The sequence below is a fragment of the Collimonas fungivorans genome (genome assembly GCF_001584145.1).
GTDB lineage: Bacteria > Pseudomonadota > Gammaproteobacteria > Burkholderiales > Burkholderiaceae_D > Collimonas > Collimonas fungivorans.
On record NZ_CP013232.1, the window covers coordinates 905,145 to 927,794 of the forward strand.

18 protein-coding genes are annotated in these 22,650 nt (G+C 58.9%); 4 read left to right on the forward strand and 14 right to left on the reverse strand.

The window, feature by feature from the left end; translation table 11 throughout:
- Positions 1-89 precede the first annotated feature (89 nt).
- From gsiB to CFter6_RS03905, 4 genes are all read right to left on the reverse strand, one after another.
- Positions 90-1,637, reverse strand: coding sequence for a glutathione ABC transporter substrate-binding protein GsiB (gsiB, locus tag CFter6_RS03890; RefSeq protein ID WP_061538810.1), 1,548 nt, complete (start codon positions 1,635-1,637; stop codon positions 90-92).
- A 75-nt stretch (positions 1,638-1,712) separates the two neighbouring features.
- Entirely contained in the window at positions 1,713-3,584 is a 1,872-nt protein-coding gene (locus CFter6_RS03895) for a dipeptide ABC transporter ATP-binding protein (protein WP_150118618.1), read from the reverse strand.
- A 26-nt stretch (positions 3,585-3,610) separates the two neighbouring features.
- A complete protein-coding gene (locus CFter6_RS03900; protein WP_082814578.1) occupies positions 3,611-4,597 on the reverse strand; it encodes an isoaspartyl peptidase/L-asparaginase family protein in 987 nt (328 codons plus the stop codon).
- A gap of 1 nt (position 4,598) precedes the next feature.
- A complete protein-coding gene (locus CFter6_RS03905) occupies positions 4,599-5,585 on the reverse strand; it encodes a MurR/RpiR family transcriptional regulator (protein WP_061538812.1) in 987 nt (328 codons plus the stop codon).
- 308 nt (positions 5,586-5,893) lie between these two features.
- On the opposite strand from CFter6_RS03905, the gene CFter6_RS03910 reads away from it, so the two are divergent.
- The 3 genes from CFter6_RS03910 (at position 5,894) to CFter6_RS03915 (ending at position 7,319) form a co-directional block, all read left to right on the forward strand.
- Positions 5,894-6,409 carry a cupin domain-containing protein gene (locus tag CFter6_RS03910; protein ID WP_061538813.1) on the forward strand — a complete coding sequence of 172 codons (516 nt, stop codon included), beginning with the start codon at positions 5,894-5,896 and terminating at the stop codon, positions 6,407-6,409.
- 165 nt (positions 6,410-6,574) lie between these two features.
- Positions 6,575-6,736 (forward strand): YhfG family protein, encoded by a 162-nt coding sequence (locus CFter6_RS26895; protein WP_150118619.1) that lies wholly within the window; start codon positions 6,575-6,577, stop codon positions 6,734-6,736.
- Positions 6,726-7,319: a putative adenosine monophosphate-protein transferase Fic gene (locus tag CFter6_RS03915; protein WP_061538814.1), complete on the forward strand. Its 594-nt coding sequence runs from the start codon at positions 6,726-6,728 to the stop codon at positions 7,317-7,319. The genes CFter6_RS26895 and CFter6_RS03915 overlap by 11 nt, the downstream gene beginning before the upstream one ends.
- Before the next feature lie 181 nt (positions 7,320-7,500).
- Here the strand turns inward: CFter6_RS03915 and CFter6_RS03920 are convergent, their stop codons facing one another.
- Positions 7,501-8,778 (reverse strand): dicarboxylate/amino acid:cation symporter, encoded by a 1,278-nt coding sequence (locus tag CFter6_RS03920; RefSeq protein WP_061538815.1) that lies wholly within the window; start codon positions 8,776-8,778, stop codon positions 7,501-7,503.
- A gap of 280 nt (positions 8,779-9,058) precedes the next feature.
- On the opposite strand from CFter6_RS03920, the gene CFter6_RS03925 reads away from it, so the two are divergent.
- On the forward strand, positions 9,059-10,516 hold the full coding sequence (locus CFter6_RS03925; protein WP_269465636.1) for an aminotransferase-like domain-containing protein: 1,458 nt from the start codon (positions 9,059-9,061) through the stop codon (positions 10,514-10,516).
- A 1-nt stretch (position 10,517) separates the two neighbouring features.
- Here CFter6_RS03925 and CFter6_RS03930 read toward each other — a convergent pair whose 3' ends face one another.
- The 9 genes from CFter6_RS03930 to CFter6_RS03970 form a co-directional block, all read right to left on the reverse strand.
- Entirely contained in the window at positions 10,518-10,820 is a 303-nt protein-coding gene (locus CFter6_RS03930) for a helix-turn-helix domain-containing protein (RefSeq protein WP_061538816.1), read from the reverse strand.
- A gap of 18 nt (positions 10,821-10,838) precedes the next feature.
- Entirely contained in the window at positions 10,839-13,148 is a 2,310-nt protein-coding gene (locus CFter6_RS03935) for an FdhF/YdeP family oxidoreductase (protein ID WP_061538817.1), read from the reverse strand.
- Positions 13,149-13,337: 189 nt separating this feature from the next.
- The gene (locus CFter6_RS03940; RefSeq protein ID WP_061538818.1) at positions 13,338-14,273 is read right to left on the reverse strand and encodes a LysR family transcriptional regulator; all 936 of its coding nucleotides are present in this window, start codon (positions 14,271-14,273) and stop codon (positions 13,338-13,340) included.
- 326 nt (positions 14,274-14,599) lie between these two features.
- Entirely contained in the window at positions 14,600-17,296 is a 2,697-nt protein-coding gene (locus CFter6_RS03945; RefSeq protein WP_082814579.1) for a TonB-dependent receptor, read from the reverse strand.
- A gap of 322 nt (positions 17,297-17,618) precedes the next feature.
- Positions 17,619-18,710, reverse strand: coding sequence for a redox-regulated ATPase YchF (ychF, locus tag CFter6_RS03950; RefSeq protein ID WP_061538820.1), 1,092 nt, complete (start codon positions 18,708-18,710; stop codon positions 17,619-17,621).
- Positions 18,711-18,910: 200 nt separating this feature from the next.
- Positions 18,911-20,080 (reverse strand): acyltransferase family protein, encoded by a 1,170-nt coding sequence (locus CFter6_RS03955; RefSeq protein WP_061538821.1) that lies wholly within the window; start codon positions 20,078-20,080, stop codon positions 18,911-18,913.
- Positions 20,081-20,137: 57 nt separating this feature from the next.
- Positions 20,138-20,722 carry an aminoacyl-tRNA hydrolase gene (gene pth, locus CFter6_RS03960; protein ID WP_061538822.1) on the reverse strand — a complete coding sequence of 195 codons (585 nt, stop codon included), beginning with the start codon at positions 20,720-20,722 and terminating at the stop codon, positions 20,138-20,140.
- A 137-nt stretch (positions 20,723-20,859) separates the two neighbouring features.
- Positions 20,860-21,486: a 50S ribosomal protein L25/general stress protein Ctc gene (locus tag CFter6_RS03965; RefSeq protein ID WP_014004601.1), complete on the reverse strand. Its 627-nt coding sequence runs from the start codon at positions 21,484-21,486 to the stop codon at positions 20,860-20,862.
- 123 nt (positions 21,487-21,609) lie between these two features.
- Positions 21,610-22,563, reverse strand: a complete 954-nt coding sequence (locus CFter6_RS03970) for a ribose-phosphate pyrophosphokinase (protein ID WP_014004602.1) — start codon at positions 22,561-22,563, stop codon at positions 21,610-21,612.
- Positions 22,564-22,650 lie beyond the last annotated feature (87 nt).

Consider the following 22,650-nt stretch of genomic DNA (forward strand, 5'->3'; position numbering starts at 1 on the left):
CAGTCTGTTGCGGTAAGACGCAGGCCGGACCGGCATGGCCGGCCTGCTGATCTTTCTTGTGTATTGCTTGTATCTTGCTTGCGCGCTGCTTACTTCACTTCGATTTCATCGAAATTGAAGGAGCCGTCAGGCATCACATAGATGCCCTTCAGGTTCTTGCTGCGCGCATACAAGAGTTTTTCGGTGACCAGGAAAGCCCAAGGCGCATCTTTCCAGATTTCGGTTTGCGCATCTTTGTAGAGCGCTGTCTTTTCCATGCGGTCGGTGGTGGTCAGCGCCTTGGCGATGTCGGCGTCGACCTTGTCGTTCTTGTAGTAAGCCGTGTTGAACAGCTTGGGCGGGAACGATTCCGACGCCAGCAACGGACGCAGGCCCCAGTCGGCTTCGCCGGTGGAAGACGACCAGCCGGTGTAGTACATGCGCACCGGCGCATTGGCGGCGACTGGCGCGCTTTCGACTTTCTCCACGCGCTGGCCGGCTTCCAGCGCCATCACCTTGGCCTTGATGCCGACTTGCGCCAGCTGCTGCTGCACGAACTGGATGATTTTCTGCGCCGTGGTGTGATTGTAGGCCGACCACAACTCGGTTTCGAAGCCGTTCGGATAACCCGCTTCAGCCAACAGCTGCTTGGCTTTTTTCGGATCGTAAGGCCATGGCCCGGTCTTCAGCGCGTAATCTACCCCTTGCGGCAGCACACCATCCTGCGGCATGGCGTAGCCGGTGAAGGCAACCTTGACTAGCGCTTCCTTGTTGATGGCGTAGTTGATCGCCTGCCGCACTTTCGGATTGTCGAACGGCTTTTGCAGCGTATTCATCGAAATGTAGCGCTGTACGATCGACGGCGACGAGATCAGGTCCAGGTTGGGTTTGCTCTTCAACAGTTCGGCTTGCTCGTAAGGCAGCGGATAGGCGAACTGCGCCTCGCCGGTTTGCATCACGGCGCTGCGGGTGTTGTTGTCGATCACCGGCTTCCAGGTGATGCTGTCGATCTTCGGATAACCTTTTTTCCAGTAGCCGTCGAATTTCGTGACCTTCATGTAGTCGGTCTGTTTCCATTCCACGAACTTGAACGGTCCGGTGCCTACAGGGTGGAAGCCGATGTCCTTGTTGCCGTACTGTTTCAGCGCGGCCGGCGAAATCATCGCGGCGGAAGAGTGCGCCAAGGTATTGATGAACGGCGAGAACGGTTCTTTCAGCGTGATCTTGACTTCATAATCGTTGACGATATCGACCTTGGAAATGCGATTGAACAGGTTGAAACGCTTGAGCTTGTTGTCCGGATTGATGACCCGTTCCAGGCAGATCTTGACCGCATCCGCCTTGAAGTCGGTGCCGTCCTGGAACTTGACGCCTTTGCGCAGGCGGATGCTATAGACCAGGCCGTCTTTGCTGACTTCGTAACCGTCGGCCAGCACATTGACTACCTTCAGGTCCTTGTCGAAACCGAACAAGCCTTGGTAGAACGACTTGATCGCCGCTTGCGACAAGGTGTCGTTGCTGTCGTACGGATCCAGCGTGGTAAAGGTCGAAGCGACTGCCAGCGTGACGTCCTTGGCGGCAAAAACGTGGCCGGCGGCAAACTGGGTGGTCAGTGCAACGGCGATGCTGGCTAACAGCTTGTGTTGAGTGGTGCGCATGTGTTACTCCCCTGGTTCAAAAAGTCATCGAAGATAAACAAACAGATAAACAAGCAAATAAGGCAGGAAACAACGTTAAAAAGCAGCTGAAATCCGGTGGGTTGCAACAAAATGTCCCGGTCCTACCTGTTTCAGCGGTTCGACCAGCGGCAAGTCGTCGATATTGCGGATCGGGCTGGGAATTTCTTCCGGCAACATCTCGCGCAGGCGGTGGCGCTGGTTCGGATCGGCCACCGGCACCGCCGCCATCAGTTTCTTGGTATACGGATGCTGGGGATTCTCAAAGATCGCGCGGCGCGGGCCAATCTCGACTATCTGCCCCAGGTACATGACCGCAACCCGATGGCTGATGCGTTCCACCACTGCCATGTCGTGCGAAATGAAGATGAAGGAAATCCCCAGTTCCCGCTGCAAGTCGAGCAGCAGGTTGACGATCTGTGCCTGGATCGAGACATCCAGCGCTGACACCGACTCGTCGGCGATCACGATCTTGGGATTCAGCGCCAGTGCGCGGGCGATGCAGATGCGCTGGCGCTGGCCGCCGGAAAATTCATGCGGATAACGCTGCGCATGCTCCGGCAACAGGCCGACCCGTTCCAGCAGCGCTGCGACTTTTTCTTGCGCGCCTTCGGCCAGGCCGTGCACCAGCAGCGGCTCCATGATCGAATAGCCGACTGTCAGGCGCGGATCCAGCGAGGCAAACGGGTCCTGGAAAATGAACTGGATTTCACGCCGCAGCGAGCGCAGTTCCGAACGCGGCAGCTTGGCCAGGTCGCGTCCGCCGAATTCGACACTGCCGCTGGTGATGTCGACCAGCCGCAGCAGCGAGCGGCCGGTAGTCGATTTGCCGCAGCCGGATTCACCGACCAGCGCCAGCGTTTCGCCAGGATACAGGTCGAAACTGATCTGTTCCACCGCATGCACGCGCTGCTTGACGCGGCTGAAGATTCCGCTCTTGACGTCGAAGCGGGTAGTCAGGTTGCGCACTTTCAGCAGGGGCTGCTGCTGCGGATCGGAACCAGGAATGCTGCGCACCAGCTTGGCTTCCGCTTCCATCTCAGGCGTAACGGGTTTGATGGCGGCGCCGGCGATGGCGATCCGCTCAGGCAGATCGGTGCCGTGCATGGCGCCCAGGCGCGGCACGGCCGCCAGCAAGGCGCGGGTGTAGGGGTGCTGCGGCGCCTCGAAGATCGCGTGCACATTGTTTTCTTCGACTTTTTCGCCACGGCACATGACCACCACGCGGTCAGCGATTTCTGCCACCACGCCCATGTCGTGGGTGATGAAGATCACCGCCATCTGCATTTCATCCTGCAGCGCACGTATCAGTTGCAGGATCTGCGCCTGTATCGTCACGTCCAGCGCGGTGGTCGGCTCATCGGCTATCAGCAGCGACGGTTTGCAAGACAAGGCCATGGCGATCATCACGCGTTGCCGCATGCCGCCCGAAAGCTGGTGCGGGTGGCGGTCGAGGATGCGCCGCGCTTCCGGGATGCGCACCGTTTCCAGCATGCGCAAGGCTTCGGCGCGTGCCGCCGCCATGCTTTTGCCTTGATGCAGGCGTATCGATTCGGCGATCTGCTCGCCCACCGTGAACACCGGGTTGAGCGAAGTCATCGGTTCCTGGAAAATCATGGCGATTTCCGAACCGCGGATGTGACGCATTGTGCTCTGGTCGGCGCTGGCGAGGTCGACCGTGCTGCCGTCGCGCCGCTGGAAATTCATGGTGGCGCCGCTGATGCGGCCACCGCCGTAATCGATCAGACGCATGATCGATTGCGACGACACCGATTTGCCCGAACCCGACTCGCCGACGATGGCCAGGGTTTCACCGGCATCGATATGGAAAGACAGGTTGCGCACCGCTTCCACCTTGCGTTCGGAGGTGGTGAAGCCGACGCTCATTTGTTCTACCGTGAGCACACGGCGGCCGATTTGTCTGTTCATGGAATTGCTTCCTGTGGTTGGCTGCGTCATTTGTAGATAGCCGTTACCGGCGCTGCGCCAACCTTGGCGTAACCGCGGTACATGCCTTCGGTATTGAACGGCAGCGCCACATTGCCTTCGGCATCGATGGCGATCAGGCCGCCGCGGCCCTGGTAGCGCGGCAGCAGGTCCATCACCACCTGTTCGGCGGCATCTGCCAGGGATTGCCCGGCATATTCCATGCGCGCCGAAATGTCGTAAGCCGCCACCGTGCGCATGAACGCTTCGCCGGTGCCGGTGGCGGAAACCGCCACGGTGCGGTTGTTGGCGTAGCAGCCGGCGCCGATCAGCGGCGAGTCGCCGACCCGGCCGACGCGCTTGTTGGTGATGCCGCCGGTCGAAGTGGCCGCCGCCAGGTTGCCGTGCATGTCGACCGCGACGGCGCCAACTGTGCCGAATTTGTTGTCAGGATCGATCGGTGCAATTTCGGCTGCCTTGCTGGTGGCGTCGTGGTCGAGCAGCAGCATGCCTTCCTGGTCGCGCGCGCGCAGCCATTGGGCATGGCGGGCTTCGGTATGGAAATAATCCGGCTCGACCAGTTCCACGCCGTGCTGGGCCACGAAGGTTTCCGCGCCGGCGCCTACCAGCAGGATGTGTTCGCTATGTTCCATCACCGCGCGCGCTCCCAGTATCGGATTGCGCACATGGCCGACGTTGGCGATGGCGCCTGCATCCAAAGTAGCGCCGTCCATGATCGCCGCATCCAGTTCGTGGGTGCCGGCATGGGTGTAGACCGCGCCTTTGCCGGCGTTGAACAGCGGGCAATCTTCCAGCATGCTGACGGCGCAGGCGACGGCGTCCAGCGCGCTGCCGCCGGCAGCCAGGATTTTCTGGCCGGCGCCGAGGATTTCTGTCAGGGCGTCGTGGTAAGCCTGTTCCTGCGCGGTATTCATGGCGCTGCGCAAGATTGTGCCGGCGCCGCCATGGATGGCGATGGTGGCGACGTTGGCCGAGGTGATGGTGCTGTTGTTCACGTTATATCGCTTTCATTGCAGATTTCCTGGAAGCCGCTTTATTGGCCTTGTTGCCGCTCTTGTTCGGTGTGCCAGGCTGGCGCCGGCCGTCCGGATGATGCAGCCAGGGCAGCACGGCTTCCGTCATTTTCGAGGCCGCATGCACCGAACGGTTGGCGCGGTGGGCGACGGCGTCGCATACCGCCTGGATCAGGGCCAGCGCCGCCGCATCCGAAGTCGGCGACAACAGGCGCTCAGTCTGCGCGTACAGGGTGACATCGGCCAGCGGCACCAGCGGCGAAGTCGGTGCATCGGTAAACGCCAGCACGGGCGCCGCACTCTCCTTGGCGCGGCCTGCCAGGGTTACGGTATCGGTGACATAGCGCGGGAAGGCCAGCGCGATCACCAGGTCGCGCTGGTCCAGCTTGAAGAACTGGCGTGCGGCCTGCGAGGGGCCGCCGGGACCGGCTACCGACAGCACCGTGCGGCAATAGGGCTCCAATGCGTGCGCCATGATGCCGGCCAGGAAAGCGCTGGCGCCGAAGCCGAGGATGAAGATCCGTTCGGCGTTGAGAATCATGCTGACGGCCTGGTCGCAATGTGCAGGCGACAAGGCGCGCTGGGTGGCTTCCAGGTTTTGCATGTCGGCCCGCAGCGCCGCGGCCATGATTTCCGCGCTGCTGGCGGGGCGCAGCACCTGGTCGCGCAATTTCTCGACCGGCGCCAGCGACGAGGCGAAATCCAGCACCAGCGCCGCGCGGAAGGCCGGATAACCATCGAATCCCAGCGCGTGGGCGAAACGATTGGCAGTCGCCAGCGAAACGCCGACCGCATCGGCCAATTCGTCGATGGTCATGGTGGCGGTATGGAATACGTTCGCCAGCACATAGTCGGCCGCCTTGCGGTGCGCTTTCGACAGTTCCGGATAGGCTTTGCCTATGCGCGCTGCGACCGCGCTTTCGCGTTGCCATGCGGTGATTGCTGAGTGTTGCACAGAGTGTTGCACCATCGGCCCCTTGGATTGATTTTTATAATTTGTGTAAATATATTTTCATTTTCTCGGCAAGTAAAGGAAATTTATTTTCTTTTTTGGGATGTGTATTTTGTGCCATCGAATGTGTGCGCAACTGGTGCACAACTGTTGCGTGAGTGGCTTGAAAATGCGGCTTTGCACCATTTTTGTTTGGCCTTTGTCCCGCAACGGTGCATCGGAAACGAGAGGGGAAACGAGAGAGGAAATGCGGGAAAACGGAGTTGCGTGTATTCTGCTGTGCAGGCGCAAAATGCACTTTATGACGTCGCCATAACGGAGAAAAAATGAGTGAAAAAGAAGAGACAAGCGCAGAGAGTCTGAGCCGCCGGCTGATCCGCAACTTCAATGCCGTGCCGCTGGAGCATCAGGTGCGCGAGCCTTTGTACGATACGCTGTGCGCGCGCCTAGGGACGGGCACGGCGGCCCAAAAGCTGGGCGCCAGCGTGGATACCGTGGCCCCCGGCAAGATATCCTGCCCCTATCATTTTCATTACGCGCAGGAAGAGATGTTTATTATCCTGGAGGGCAGCGGCACGCTGCGGGTGGCGGGGGAAATGCTGCCGCTGCGCAGCGGCGATGTGGTCTTCATTCCGCCCGGCCCGGAATATCCGCACCAGATTGTGAATACTTCCGACCAGCCATTGAAGTACCTGTCGGTCAGCACCAGGGAGCAGCCCGAGGTGTGCGAATACCCCGATTCCGGCAAGTTCCTGGCGATGGCGTCGGCCGGGGGAGAACGGGTTTTCGACGTGATACAGCGCAAATCGAATGACCTGGATTACTGGGATGGCGAGCCGTAGGGTGTGCACTGATGAATTTCAGCGCTAGGTTTTTGCTACGGAACGTGTAGTTATGCGCATTGGCGCGGTTTTGCAGGGCCGACTACGTATTGTATCCGCTGCTTACCTTAAAGGCATCAGGTACAATGTCTCTATCAGGCAGGGTACTATTGGGGGGAAATCGAAATGTTGACTAATGAAGTCAAGCGTCAGGTCTTCCTGAAGCTACGTTCGGAGAATTACCGAGCCAGCCTTCGGCTCGAAGGGCTGGTCCAACGCCCGGTAGGCGTCAATAAACCTGCCGTTGGAGCAACTACGGCGGCGCTCAAGACAAAGAATGTCCGATAAGTATGGCACTGGCCAGGACGGGCAATACTGCTATCCGAACTCTGATGTGCTGATTAACAAGCTTGGAATTACCGAGGAAGAGGCCTTGGAAGTGGCCGAAATCGAGCTAAGCCAAGCCCGTATTGATCAGTATGAGCCGAACTTCGATGATCTTTCCCTGTCGGCCCTGCGCGCGATTCATTTTCATTTATTTCAAGATCTCTATAGCTGGGCGGGCGAGCTTCGGACGGTCGATATCAGCAAAGGCAGCACACGGTTCGCGAACATCAGCCGAATCGAGCCCGAGGCGGAAAAACTCTTTCGGCAGCTTGAACAGGAAAACTATCTCATCGGTTTGTCGCGCGAGCAATTCGTTGCCCGACTGGCGCACTACTACTGTGAGCTCAACGTCATTCACCCGTTTCGCGATGGTAACGGACGTGCGCAGCGGCTGATGTTTGAAGTGATTGGCATCAATGCCGGCTTCGAACTTCGCTGGGAGCCGATCGGGCGTGCGGAATGGGGCGAGGCCAACATCGCTGCTTACAATTGCCAGCTTGATCCGTTGGTCGGTCTCCTCGATCGTGCTATTACCCCAATTTAAGTTTCCACAGTCGCATGACCTCGCAGAGCAAGATTGCGTTGAGCACCGAAGGTGTGAACAAGGAAAAGTGATAGTCAGAAAACCGCGCCGCCTGTTAGTTAACTTCACCTATACTGCCTGCGCCTTGGATCAAATTTGGGCTTCCGGGTGGGCACAAACAACGTCCCCACCCAACGCAGAATCATGCAGCCGCGTTGCTGTTCTGGTCGAGGCCGACATCGCTGTTGGCTGCATTGTAGATTTCCAGGTCCAGCAAGCCTTCTTCCTTGGCCACCAGCACCGGCACCAGCATCTGTCCGGTGACGTTGGTCATGGTGCGCATCATGTCGAGGATGCGGTCGATGGCGACCAGGTAACCGATGCCTTCCAGCGGCAGGCCGGCCGAACTCAGCACCAGGGTCACCATCACGATTGCAGTGCCCGGCACGCCGGCGGTGCCGAAAGAACCGAGCACGGAAGCCAGCATGATGATGAAATACTGCGACAGATCCAGGTGCAGGCCGAAATACTGGGCCACGAAAATCGACGCGATCGCCGGATAGATGGCGCCGCAGCCGTCCATCTTGATGCTGGCGCCGAGCGGTACCGCAAACGCGGCGTATTCCTGTTTCACGCCGAGGTTATGCACCACGCTGCGCAAGGCGATAGGCATGGAAGCAAAACTCGACGAGCTGGTGAACGCTACCTGCATGGCCGGGAAGGCGCCGCGGAAAAAGCGGATCGGGTTGAGGCGGTGCGTGAGCAGCAGGCCGCCGTACACCACCACGATGTGCAGCGCGCAGGCGAGATACAAGGTGAAGACGAAATTCCCCAGCGGCAGCAGGCGCTCGAAACCGTAAGAGCCGACCAGCGCAGCGATCAGGCCGAAGGTGCCGAGCGGCGTCATTTCCAATACAAAACGGGTGATCTGGATCATGGCGCTGCTGGCTTCGCCCATCAGCTCGCGCACTTGCTTGACTTTGTCGCCCAGTTTGACCAGCGCCATGCCGAGCAGCGCGGCGAAGAAAATCACTTGCAGGATCTTGCCTTCGGTCAGGGCCTTGAACGGATTCGACGGCACCACATCCAGCAGCACCTGGATCGGCGTCGGCACTTCACGCACGGTATAGTCGGCGGCGATGGCGAGCTGGCCCAGGTTCTGGCCGGGATTGGTGAAGTTCGCCACCAGCAGGCCGACGCCGACCGCCAGCACCGCGGTGATGGCAAACCAGAGGAAGGTCTTGCCGCCCAGAGCAGCGACGCTTTTCATGCCGTGCAGGCTGGAAATGCTGTTGGTGACGGCAAAGAACACCAGCGGCACGGCGATCATCTTGATCAGCGTGACATACAGCTTGCCGAGCGGGCCGAACCAGGTTTCGGCAGGCGCGCCTACCAGCCAGCCGGCCAGCGCGCCGAGCACGAAGCCGCCCAGCACACGTTGCCAGAAGGGGATGCGGAACCAGAGAGAGAAGATGTTCATAGAATAATCAGGAAGTAAGGACGCGTCGTGCTGCGACACGAATGGCGAGAGTATGGCGGGCCTGGGGCAGGTGCGTAAACCGGGTGAGCCCGGAGTATCCGGGCTGGCCGGGCCTGCGTCCAATATATTTTTGCTCTATTCATATGCCTGGATGTTCTATTGATAACAATGTGTGGCTATATTCCGGACACGGACTTGATCGCTGTTTCATCGTCGTTTCCTCGTTGTTTCCTCGCCGTTTCCCTATAATGAGGCAATCTTTTGCCTTCCTCCCGAGCCGTTGAAAAAATCCCGCCAGCCCCTTTACCAGCGTTTTGCCGAGCAGATGAAGGTTTCGCTGCAGAACGGCGTGCTGCGTCCAGGCGATCGCCTCAGTTCGGTACGCCAGGCCAGCCAGCAGCACGGGCTGAGCATCACCACCGTAGTACGTGCATACGAACTGCTGGAAAGCAGCGGCCTGGTCGAAAGCCATCCGCAATCGGGTTATTTTGTCAGGGCCCGCTTTCCTGCCGCCACGTCGCCGGCCCAATACCGGGACTCGCCGGCTGAACCCGGCCGCTCCATGCCCTTGCCGGTATCGGCCGAAGTCGACGTCAGCCGCCACGTATTGGCGACGCTGAAATCGATACACCAAAATGACGCCAATCCGCTCGGCTCGCCTTATCCCGATCCTGCCTTGTTTCCCGCCCGCCGCATCAGCCAGTACAACGGCGCCATCTTGCGCAGCGGCGGCCCGCTGGGGGTGCTGGACGATTTGCCGCCGGGTCATCCGGAGCTGATCCGGCAGATCGTCAGGCGCCACCTGGAAACCGGGCTCAGCGTCGATCCCGGCGATGTGGTGGTCACGGTCGGCGCCACTGAAGCCATCAACCTGTGTCTGCAGGCGGTGGCGAAAGCCGGCGATACCATCGCGGTGGAGTCGCCGACGTTTTATGCGATGCTGCACGCGATCGAGCGGCTCGGCATGCGCGCCATTGAAATACCGACCGATCCGCGGCTCGGAATGGATGTCGCCGAGCTGAAGAAAATCATGCAGAACCAGCCGGTTGCGGCTTGCATGGTGATGCCGAATTTCCAGAATCCGCTAGGGTTTGAAATGCCGGAGGAAAGCAAGCGGCAACTGGTGGAGCTGGGCTCACGCTACAACATGCCCATCATCGAAAACGGCGTCTGCAACGAGCTGTATTTCGGCGCGGCCCATCCGAGCGTGCTGAAAGCTTACGACAAGCGCGGCATCGTGCTGTACTGCTCGTCGTTTTCCAAGAGCCTGACTTCTGCCTACCGCATCGGCTGGACCTTGCCGGGACGTTACCGCGAGCAGGTGGAAAAACTGAAATTCCTCAATACGCTTAGCACCTCGACCTTGCCGCAACGCGCTATCGCTGCCTACCTGACTGCCGGCGGCTACGATCGCCACCTGCGCCGGGTGCGGCGCACCTTGCAGCAGCGCTGCGACATCATGAGCGCTTTCGTCGGCCGCTTTTTCCCGGCCGGCACGCGCATCACGCGCCCGGCCGGCGGCTATGTGCTGTGGATAGAATTGCCGGCGGCGATAGATTCCATGGCCTTGTACCGGCAGGCGCTGGCGGAGGGCATCACGATTGCGCCGGGACGGCTGTTTTCCACTTCGGACGCCTATCGCAGTTTCATCCGCATGAACTACAGCTACAGCTGGACGCCTGAGATCGAGCAGGCGATACGGCGCCTGGGCGAGATGCTGGCCGCCATGCTGGAATAGATCAGGCGGTTGCCGCCGCCTGGCTTTCATCCAGGGCGTCGAAAATCGCCATCCCGAACGGCGTCAGTGCAGCGCGGCCGGTGCCGTCTTCGTTAAGGACCACGCTGACGATTTCGGCGCTTTCCAGCGCGCTCAGGTGACGCCGCAAAGTGCTCATCCGCTGCTCCACCCGCTTGCTCAGTTTTGCCAGCGACATGCCGGGCTGGGCGCCGGTATCGTGGGCGCGCTCATCGCTGGTTTCGGCATGCAGTGCGGACAAGATCGCCAGCACCGCATCGTCAAGTTGTTGGTCCCAGTCCATCATACGCAGTTCATCATGATGTCACGCCGCCATCTGCATCGAGCGGCGCAGCAGCACCGGGATCGATTTCGAGGTCGGCGTGCGCGCTTTGTCGGCAAAGCTGTTGAGCGGCACCAGCGGATTGGTTTCCGGATAGTAGCTGCTGATGCAGCCGCGCGGGATGTCGTATTCCACCAGCAGGAAACGGTCGGCGCGGCGCTCGATGCCGTCGTCCCAGACGCCGACCAGGTCGACCCAGTCGCCCGGAGCGAAACCCAGCATCTGGATATCCAGCAGGTTGGCGAACACCACGCGCCGTTGGCCGAACACGCCGCGATAGCGGTCGTCCAGCCCGTAGATGGTGGTGTTGTATTGGTCGTGCGAGCGGGTGGTCATCAAGGTCATCAGCTCGGGGCCGTATTTGCGGCGCGCCTGGTGGATCGGCGTGTCCTTGGGGATCGCATGGACGATGAACTGAGCGCGGCCGCTGGCGGTTTTCCAGATCCGTTCGCGCGATGCCACGCCGAGGTGGAAACCGCCCGGATGCTTGACGCGGGCGTTGTAATCCTTGAATGCGTCGTACACTTTTTCGATGTCGTCGCGAATCAGGGAATAATCCTTGACGTAGTTCAGCCACTGTATGCGGCTGCTCTTCAGCGTGGCATGCGCCAGGCGCGCCACGATATCGATTTCCGACAGGCAGGTCTTGGCCACCGGCTGGTTGATGCCGTAAGAGATGTGCACCATGCTCATTGAATCTTCCACCGTCACGCCTTGCGCACCGCTTGCCTGCATGTCGATTTCGGTGCGGCCCATGGTCGGCAGGATCAGTGCTTCCTTGCCGTGGATCAGGTGGCTGCGGTTCAGCTTGGTGGTGATGTGCACGGTCAGCGCGCAAGACTGCAGCGCCTCCCAGGTGCGCGGGGTATCAGGCGTCGCCATGGCGAAATTGCCGCCGAGGCCGATGAATACCTTGACCTGGCCCTGCAGCATCGCTTCGATGGTGCCGACCACGTCGAGGCCGTGTTCGCGCGGCGGCTTGAAGCCGTATACTTTTTCGATGCGGTCGAGGAAAGCGGCGGTCGGTTTTTCGTCGATGCCGACGGTGCGGTCGCCCTGCACGTTGGAATGGCCGCGCACCGGGCACAGGCCGGCGCCGGGGCGGCCGATATTGCCGCGCAAGAGCATCAGGTTGGACACCATCTGGATCGTCGCCACGCCATGCTTGTGCTGAGTCAGGCCCATGCCCCAGGTGGCGATGACGTTCTTGCCGCGTACGTAGACTTGCGTCAGCCGTTCAATATCGTCCCTGCCGACGCCGGATTCGGTGACGATGTCGTCCCAGCTTTCGGCGCGGATGTCGGCTGCGAATTCTTCAAAATAAGCAGTGTGTTCGGCGATGAACTGCACGTCGATGATGCGTTCGCCATTGTCTTGCAGGGCCAGCTGGTCGAGTTCCAGCACGCGCTTGATCACGCCCTTGACCAGCGCCAGGTCGCCGCACAGGGTAGGGCGGATGAACATGTTGCTGATGCTGGTGCCGGAACGCGACAGCATGTCGGACGGATGCTGCGGGCTGGAGAAGCGTTCCAGCCCGCGCTCGCGCAAGGGGTTGATGGAAACGATGGTGGCGCCGCGCTTGGCGCATTCGCGCAGTTCGCCCATCATGCGCGGGTGGTTGGTAGCCGGATTCTGGCCGAAGATGAGGAAGGTATCGGCCAGGTCGAAATCGTCCAGCGTCACCGTGCCCTTGCCGACGCCTACGGTTTCGGGCAGGCCGACGCTGGTCGGCTCATGGCACATGTTGGAGCAGTCGGGGAAATTGTTGGTGCCGTATTCGCGTACGAACAGCTGGTACAGGAACGCTGCTTCGTTGCTGGTGCGGCCTGAAGTATAGAACGACGCCTGGTTCGGATCGTCCAGCGTGTTCAGGTGATCCGACATCAGGTTGAATGTGTCCTGCCAAGAGATGGGCTGGTATTTGTCGCTGGCGGCGTCATACACCATCGGCTCGGTCAGGCGGCCGTGTTCTTCCAGTTCGTAATCCGACTGCTGCAGCAGCGTGCTGACGCTGTTCTTGGCAAAAAAATCCGCGGTGACGCGTTTGGACGTGGCTTCCGCCGCTACCGCCTTGACGCCGTTCTCGCAGAATTCGAAGGTTGATGCATGATCGCGGTCCGGCCAGGCGCAGCCGGGGCAGTCGAAGCCATCCGGCTGGTTTTGCTTCAGCAGGGTGCGTATGCCGCCGCCAGGCACTTTTTCCTTCAGCAAGTGCAAAGCCACATATTTCAGGGCGCCCCAGCCGCCGGCGGGATGGTTGTACTGCTCGATCTTCTCGGTGCTCAAAGTCATTCCTTGTGATGCTGTCGAAGCTGCGCAATGCGCAATGCGGATTGCGCGAAATGTGCAGGATAAGGTGGAGTGTAGTTGGCAGCTTTCTACCCCGGCATATACAGTCAGCGCGGTAGATTTAAAGCACAGTTACAAATAACGATGAAACTGTGCTTTATCTGCTTTTCCTGAAGCTACAGGAGGGGAGGTTTAGTTCGGCAGCGGCAGTGCAGGGGCCGATGGACGGGCTTGCAGGTCCGGCGGCAGCAGAGTGGCGATCCAGTCGATAAATACCTGCACCCGGCCCGACAGGTGGCGGCGGTGCGGGTACAGGGCATAGATCGGCATGGCGCCGGCGCGCGCCTGCGGCATGACTTCCAGCAGCTCGCCGCTGCCGATGTGGTCGCGCACATCGTAAGCCGGCACCTGGATCAGGCCCATGCCCGCCAGGCAGCAGGCGATATAAGTCTCGGCATTATTGACTGCCACCCGGCTGGGCATTTCCAGGTTGACGATGACGCCGTCCTGGCTGTACTCCCAGAGCGCGCTGCGGCCCGTGGTGGGGGAAATATAGTTGATGGCCCAATGCTGTGCGAGGTCGGCGGGGCTGTGCGGCACGCCGTGTTTTTCCAGGTAGGCAGGGCTGGCGCAATTCATCAGCTCAAACTGGCCCAGAGGGCGCGCCACCATGCTGCTGTTTTCCGGCTGGCCGACGCGCAATACGCAATCGACGCCTTCCTGTATCAGGTTGATGGCGCGGTCGGTGCAGCGCAGTTCCAGTTCGATGTCGGGGTATAGCTTGAAGAATCCCGGCAAGGCCGGGGCGATCATGCGCCGGGCCAGGCGGCTGGGGACATCGACCTTGAGCTTGCCGCTGGCTTGCGCTGGCGCCTGCTTGAAGAGTCCCGAGATTTCTTCGAAGTCGGACAGCAACTGATAACAACGCTCAAGCAAGGCGCTGCCATCCTGCGTCAGGTGCACCCGGCGCGTGGTGCGCTGGAGCAGCCGCGCGCCGAGGCTGGCTTCCAGCTGCTGCACTGCCGCCGACACTGTGGCGCGCGGCAGGCCGAGATTATCTGCAGCTTTGGTGAAGCTGCCGGTCTCGGCTACGCGCACGAATACCTGCATGGTTTCCATCCTATCCATGATCGCTCTTTAATATATATGGATACTGGATAGTCTAGTGAATTTCACCGATTTTGTATCGTGTTCCTCGAACAATGACTGCCGTTCTGACATTTGTTCACAATAAGCAGCTGCGACGGCAAAGTATTAATCAGAGAGCACATTGCCGTGCCTGCCTCGGCGATATTGTCTATGGGAATTATTCCAGGTTCATGGAAAATCCTGAGCACACCACCGGCTGAGCGCTTGCAGGAATGGGCGGCAAGGGTGCGGATGGCCAAAAACAAAAGCCTGCCAGGCAAACTGCCTGGCAGGCTGCTGCGGAAGCGCTTGCGATACCCGAACGATTAAAAGAATTGATAGCCGGCGCGCACGAAGAATGCGCGGCCTATCGCGTCGCCATAACGTGCATCGTAGCCGTACTGGAAATTGTCGGTGACGTTGGAGGCCGGCGGATCGGTATTGAACAGATTCTTGATGCCGGCCGTCAGCGTCAGGTTCTTGAAGCCGGTGTAGCTGCCCGAGACGTTGTAGCGTGTATAGGAGCCAACCTGGCGATTCCTGTATTCTTCGGCAACCTGGCTGCCGTTCTGGTCGCGGTAGCCGGTGGTGTAAACCTGCTGCACGGCTGCGCTCCACGGTCCCCGATTCCAGTTGAAGGTAGCCGCGTGGCGCCAGCGGAAAATCACGCCGCCATTGGCGTAGACCGCCAGGTTGTTCAGGTAGTCGCCGCCGGCTTCGATCTGATAGTCATACTGGCTGACGTAAGTGCCGTCCAGGGACAGGCCGAAATTGCCCCAGGCGGTCTTTGGCAGGCGCCATGCAAAACCAAGGTCGAAACCCGAGGTGTGTACATTGCCAAGGTTGATGTTGGTGCCGATGATGTGGCTGAGCGAACCGTCAGGATTGCGCACGAATTTGTCGGCGTACTTGACCGGATCGGCAAAAATGTCGTTTTCGGGAATCACGGAAATCTGGTTCTTGATCCTGATATTCCAATAGTCGGCAGAAGCCGTGACATTTGGCAGCGGTTCGATCACCATGCCTAACGTGAAGGAGCTGGATTTTTCGGGCTGCAGGTTTTTATTTCCGCCCTGCATTTTGAAAAACTGCTGCCCGCAGTCGCGTGCGGCAATCCCGCCTGGCGCGACACTGCCTCCAGGACAAAGAAGCGGATCGTTGTATGGCGCAGCGGTATATGTTTTTGCATTCGGATCGTTCAATTCATACAGGCTGGGTGCACGAAAACCGGTGCTGTACGAGCTACGGAACATGATTTTCCTGGCCGGCTGGAAGCGCAGCGCGACCTTGGGATTGACGGTGTTGCCGACATCGCTGTAGCCATCGTAGCGCAGGGCCAGTTGCGCCTCCAGGCTCTTGGTCACAGGAACGTTCAGCTCGGAGAACAGCGCTTTCACGTTGCGGCTGCCGGATGCCGACTTGGCGTCCTGCGAACCTGTACTTTCCACCAGGTCGGAAAGTGCATGGTTGACGTTGAAGTTGGCCTGTTCCCTGCGCAGTTCTCCACCGAGCGCAAAGCCGACTGGACCTGCAGGCAGCTGGAACAGTTCGCGGCTGGCGGTGAAGTCGAGCGAAGTTACCTGGGTCTTGGCGTCGAGGGTGACGCCGCGCACCTGCGCACGGTTCAGGTAGTCGATGCCGGCGGCGCTTTGCGGACCGAATGGATTGAGGATGCCGTTCAGCAGTCCGTCGCGCACCATGTTGCTGTCGAGATAACCGCTGACCAGGGCATCGCTCGCCTTGCTCATGGCATATGCCAGGCCGGTTTTGTAATCCCAGCCGGCCAGCGTGCCGTCCAGGCTGAGCAGCAAACGATCGGTGCTGTTTTTGGATTCACCGACGCGCTGGCCTGCATCCACCGAACGCCAGTTAACCGACAATGGGCCGCCGCTGGCGCTGCCAGGGGTAATGCCGTTGCCGGGATAATAAGGGCTGTTGGGATTGATGACGTAATCACTGCCGGTGCCGGTGCCGCTGCCGTCGCCGCCGAATACGTCGCCTGCGATATAGGTTTTTATCTTGTTTTGTGCATGCAGGTATTCAATCGATGCGGTATTGTCGGCATCCAGCTTGAAAGTGCCTTTGCCTATCACTGCAATTTCTTCGGTCTTCGGCACGATGCCGATCACCGCCTGGCTGTTGTAGCGGCAAACGCCGCCCTGGGCAAACGCGTAAGGCGGCTTGCAGCCGGAACCTGCATATGGATTGCCGGACTGGCCGGAATCGATGTCGTAATAGTTGGCCGGAAAGGAATTGCCGCTGCCGATATTCATTCCGAGGCCTGGATTCCGCCCGCCCGGTGCGGCGAAGCTGCGGTCGCTGGCTTTCACAGCATTCTGGCTGTGGTAGTCGACCACGCCAAAAAAATTGTAACCGTCCTGGTCGAGGTCGCCGATGCCGCCTGACAAGTTGAACCGCTTTTCCGCGCCGCCGCTTTGTTCGGGCGCGATGCCTTCGGCGCTCAGGTTGAGGCCGGTATAAGAACGCTTGGTGATGAAATTGATGACGCCGCCGACGGCGTCGGTGCCATAGATTGCAGAAGCGCCGTCGCGCAGGATTTCGACACGGTCCAGCGCCGCTACCGGGATCACATTGAGATTGACCGCGGAGCCGTCGAACGCACTGTTGGCGAGACGGCGGCCATTCAACAGAACCAGAGTCTTGTTGGGACCCAGGCCGCGCAGGTCGGCCGCCGCGCCAACTGTCCTGCCGGCGCCGACGTTGGCGGTGGTGGTGTAGGTGGTCTGGTTGCCCGAAATATTGGACAGCACTTCGGCGGCGGTGGTCGAACCCAGTTTGGTGAAATCGTCTGCCTTGATGACAGTGATTGGCAATGCCCCTTCTGCGGCTACGCGCTTGATCGAGGAGCCGGTAATCTCGACGCGTTGCATCTGTTGCGGTGCTTCTTCTTCCTGTTCGCTCTCCTGGGCCTGCAACGGCTGAGCCAGCAGGCCGAGGCCGACAGCCAGGCTGCCTGAAAACATCATGCGCAGCGAGTGCGGCAGTCTCCGTTCCTTCATCATGATCAAACCCTTCCCATGGATTAAATTCAGAGTTGAAATCGTTCTTGTTTTGCTCCTCGGACTGGCAGGCCCTGGAAGATTCACGGGAATCAGCGGCGGGCCGGACAGCCGAGTCGTGGCGAGAAGTATTGCAATTCAGTGCTTTTATAGCAATAAATACTGGAAAGTTAGGCGGAAACTTAGGAGGGGATTTTGAGCGGGGAAGGATAGCTGGAACAAGGCCAGGCTCAGGCAAGCAATGGCAACAGAGCGGCAGCAGAAACAGGCCGGGCGCTACTGGAGCGCCCGGGTTTAAATCAATGCATGGGGATGGCGGTGCCGTTTAGACGTTGAACAGGAAATTCAAGACGTCGCCATCCTTGACCACGTATTCCTTGCCTTCGGCGCGCATCTTGCCGGCTTCCTTGGCGCCTTGCTCGCCTTTGTGGCTGATGAAATCGTCATAGGCGATGGTCTGGGCGCGGATGAAGCCGCGTTCGAAGTCGGTGTGGATCACGCCGGCTGCTTGCGGGCCGGTGTCGCCGACATGGATGGTCCAGGCGCGGACTTCCTTGACGCCGGCGGTGAAGTAGGTTTGCAGGCCGAGCAGCTTGAAGGCGGCGCGGATCAGGCGATCGAGGCCAGGTTCTTCCATGCCCATGTCGGCCAGGAATTCATGCTTGTCGGCTTCATCGAGGTCGGCGATTTCCGATTCGATCGCAGCGCAAATTGCCACGATAGGCGCATTCTGCGAAGCGGCGTAGGCGGTCAGCTGGTCCAGCAGCGGATTGTTGGTGAAGCCGTGGTCGGAAACGTTGGCGACGTACATGGCAGGCTTGGCGGTGATCAGGCACAGCGGCTTGATCAAGGCCATTTCTTCGGCGTCGAGGCCGCAGGCGCGCACCGGCTTGGCCTGGTCCAGTTCCGGCATCAGGCGCTCCAGCAGGGCCACCAGCTTGGCGGCATCCTTGTCGCCGGAGCGGGCTTTCTTGTTTTCCCGGTGGATGGCTTTTTCCACCGTGCCCATGTCGGCCAGCGCCAGTTCGGTCTGGATCACTTCGATGTCGTCCAGCGGGTTGATCTTGCCGGCCACGTGGATCACGTTGTCGTCTTCAAAGCAGCGTACTACGTTGACGATGGCGTCGGTTTCGCGGATATGCGCGAGGAATTGGTTGCCCAGGCCTTCGCCCTTGGAGGCGCCGGCCACCAGGCCGGCGATGTCGACGAATTCCACGGTCGCCGGCAGGATGCGCTCCGGCTTGACGATCTCGGCCAGCGCCTTGAGGCGCGGATCCGGCACCTCTACCATGCCGACGTTCGGCTCGATGGTGCAGAAAGGGTAGTTTTCTGCAGGAATGCCTGCCTTGGTCAGGGCATTGAAAAGGGTAGATTTGCCGACGTTCGGGAGGCCGACGATGCCGCATTTGAGACTCATGGAAAAACTTTCTAGATCAATTGATTACAGGTGTTGATAGGGGTTGCGGCTCAAGATTTATTGGGTCCGCAGTGGCAAGACCTGTAGTTGTTAGACTCGCAACAAAGCCAGGGAATCGGGAGTGTTTCCACAAATTCCGTGTGGATTTTGTTCAAAAAAAGATGACTATTGTAACTCTGTCGGAAGGCCTTCTACAAAGGCTAATCAATAGTCTCGGCCGGCGCATGCTTTACATCCGGGGAAGCATCCTTCTGCGGCACAGGGGCAACAGATGGATTTCGTATGGAAAGCAGATAAGCAGGCAGCCTGTTTACGGGTTTTAGCGCAGATATTTCCACGCGGCGGAAAATAACCGCTGCGGTAATGCTGGTTGCAATCGAAATCAGAATAATCAAGAAGATGTGGGATGTGTCCAGAGTCCCCAGTCCGGAAAATTTAACCGTTAAAAAAGAGGTGAGCGAAATAATCACGCTGAAGTGCACCAGGTATAAAGGGAAGGAGATTTCACCCAGGAAGCGGGAAAATTTCGACGAAAAAAAGCCGACGGTCCAGCTGGATGTGTAAAAGCAGAACACAAGAGCCGCTGCAGTCACGGCGTTTATATTGATATATTGCCAAAAATTCGGATATTTTTTGGAGAATGTGTAGGTGATTACAATGGCTATCAGCATCGCAATGACAGCGAAATTCCAGGTTCTGGACGCCCGCAGCCGGTCGAAGACGCCATTTGCCCGATACTGTGCGAACAGTATTCCAATAAAGAATAGACAGTAAAACGATTGGGCAACAAGCAGGAAAACAATCAGTGCATACAAGATCCTGATCGGGGCTTGGAGCCGGGTAGAAAGATACAGGTACAGGAAGACCAGCAGCGAGCCCGCCAGCTCGATAGACATCGTCCAGAGAAACGGATTGTACGAAACGATATTTGAATGACCGGCGTAGACCAGGTAAAAGGAATAGCGCAGCAGGGAAATCAGATGTGGCTCAAAAGGAAGGAACGCACCGAGCCAGTCTTCACGATGGATAACCTTCGCGGCGGCGGCACTGTAGTTAGCCCCGGCCAGCATCAAGACATACACGATTGCACAAGAAAGCAGAATCGGGACGGTCAGGCGAAAGTAGCGTTTGATGAGCAGCGAGTCCAGCAGCGCAAAATCCGTTTTTTTTAAGAAGCTGGAGGAAAGCGCATCTCCGGAAAGAATAAAAAAAACCGTCACGGCCAAGCCGCCGTTGAGCAGGAAATAAAGAAAATCGCTGCGAAACACCGGCACCAGATTCCCGAATGTCTCATTGGTCAGATGGAAAAATAATACTACGAGTGCGGCCCAGCCTCGGATGCCATCAATTTCTTCAAGTCGGTTTTTCATATTTTATGATCAGCATGCCCTAATCGTAAGCAACCGCTCCGTCAGGCGGCGGCGACATCATTTCGCGGTATGCAGCTGCATGGTCGCCGCTTCGAATTTGCCTTCGCACAGCATAGGAATGATTTTCAGGCTGTCGGCAATCGCTTCTTCGATAGGCAGCTGCTCGTCCTTGCGCGGCCGGTGCAGCACGAAATCGGCCACCACCTGCTGCAGGTTGAGCGTGCGCGGATGGCCTATGCCCAGCCGCAGGCGCCAGTAATCCTGGGTGCCGAGGGCGGCCGTGATGTCCTTTAATCCATTGTGGCCGCCGGACGATCCGCCTTTTTTCAGCTTGGCGCTGCCGGGCGGCAGGTCGAGCTCGTCGTGCACCACCAGGATTTCATCCGCGGCAATCTTGTAGAAGCGCGCCAGCGCGCCAACCGACTGGCCGGAGCGGTTCATGAAAGTCTGCGGTTCCAGCAGCCAGACTTCCTGGCCGGCGATGCTGGTCTTGGCGGCCAGGGCGTTGAAGCGCGCTTCCCGGGCCAGCTTGCGGCCGAGGTCGTTGGCCAGGTTGTCGACCAGCCAGAAACCGGCGTTGTGGCGCGTTTGCTCGTATTCCGGGCCGGGATTGCCGAGGCCGACGATGAGGCGGATAGACATGTGTTATTGATTTTCGTATGGATGGCTTGCGCAAATTATAGAAGAAGACGGCAGCCAACAATAAAAAACCCGCCACGAAGGCGGGTTTCAGGTAGCTGACTACGGCCAGAAAACCGCTCTGGCAGATAGGCTTGCTATTACTTCTTGTCGGCAGCTGGTGCGTCGGCAGCTGGTGCTTCTGCAGCAGCAGGAGCGTCAGCTTCGACCTTGCCGGCCGGGATCGATGCAGTAGCGATCGTCACGTTTTCTTGCGATACCGCGGCAACGCCCTTAGGCAGCTTCAGGTCAGCCAGGTGGATCGAGTGGCCGACTTCGATGTTGGTCAGGTCGACTTCGATGAACTCTGGCAGGTCGGCTGGCAGGCAAGTCACTTCCAGTTCAGTGAAAACGTGGCTGATGATGGCGCCGGACAGTTTCACTGCAGGAGCGATTTCTGCATTGACGAAGTGCAGAGGCACTTTGACGTGAATTGCTTGTTTTGCATCAACGCGCTGGAAGTCAGCGTGCAGGACCAGTTGTTTGTATGCGTGGACTTGGAAGTCGCGCAGCAGGACTTTCTGTACCGCGCCGTCGATTTCGAGATCGAGGATCGAGGAGTGGAAAGTTTCTTTTTTCAGCGCGTGGTACAGCGCGTTGTGGTCCAGCGAGATATTGACCGGCGCGTCGGAACCACCATAAACGATACCTGGTGTTTGGCCAGCATTGCGCAGGCGGCGGCTCGCTCCGGTCCCCTGCTCTTTGCGTACAAATGCGATTACTTTCATTTTGAAGCTCCATTGTGTGCCGGATAGAAATCCAGCGGTAAAAACCCTCCGCGACCAGAGGGTTTTGTTAGCCTGCTACGTCCGCCTTTCGGCTGGCGTGGCAGGGAATACGAATTCAGTCGATTAGGACTCGGCAAACAGCGACATCACCGAATCGCCCTTGGTAATGCGCTTGAACGTCTCCGCCAGCAAGCTGGCGCACGACAACTGGCGAATCTTGCCGCAGGCCTTGGCTTCCGCCGACAGCGGGATGGTGTCGACCACCACCAGCTCGTCCAGCGGCGAATTGACGATGCGCTCGAGGGCAGGGCCGGACAGCACCGGGTGCGTACAGTAAGCCACTACCTTCTTGGCGCCGCGCTCTTTCAATACTTCGGCAGCCTTGGTCAGGGTGCCGGCGGTATCGACCATGTCATCCATGATCACGCAGTTGCGGCCTTCGACTTCACCGATGATGTTCATGACTTCCGACACATTCGCCTTCGGCCGGCGCTTGTCGATGATTGCCAGGTCGCAGTTCAGGCGTTTTGCCAGCGCGCGGGCGCGAACCACGCCGCCGACGTCGGGCGATACGACCAGCAGGTCGTCGTAGTTCTTGCTCACCAGGTCGCCCAGCAAAATCGGCGAGGCGTAAATATTGTCGACCGGGATATCGAAGAAACCCTGGATCTGGTCAGCATGCAGATCCATGATCAGGACACGTTCGACACCGGCTTCCTGCAACATGTTGGCGACTACCTTGGCTGAAATCGCAACCCGCGCCGAACGCGGGCGGCGGTCTTGCCGCGCATAACCGTAATAAGGAATCGCGGCGGTGATGCGGCCAGCCGAAGCGCGCTTCAGGGCATCGACCATCAACATGATTTCCATCAGGTTGTCATTGGTCGGCGCGCAAGTCGATTGCAGCACGAATACATCCTTGCCACGCACGTTCTCGTTGATCTCGACCATGACTTCGCCGTCGGAAAACTTGGTGACGTTGGCTTTGCCTAGCGGGATGCCGAGTTGCTTGGCAACTCCAATAGCTAGTTCCGGGTTTGCGTTACCGGTAAAAACCATCAGGTTTTCGTTTGCCATGGAGTTCCCTGGATACAGTCGTTAAAAAGTTGAAAAGCCGACAATGCCCGACTATTCTAGTCTTGCGTTGGCGGCTTAGGTATTCGC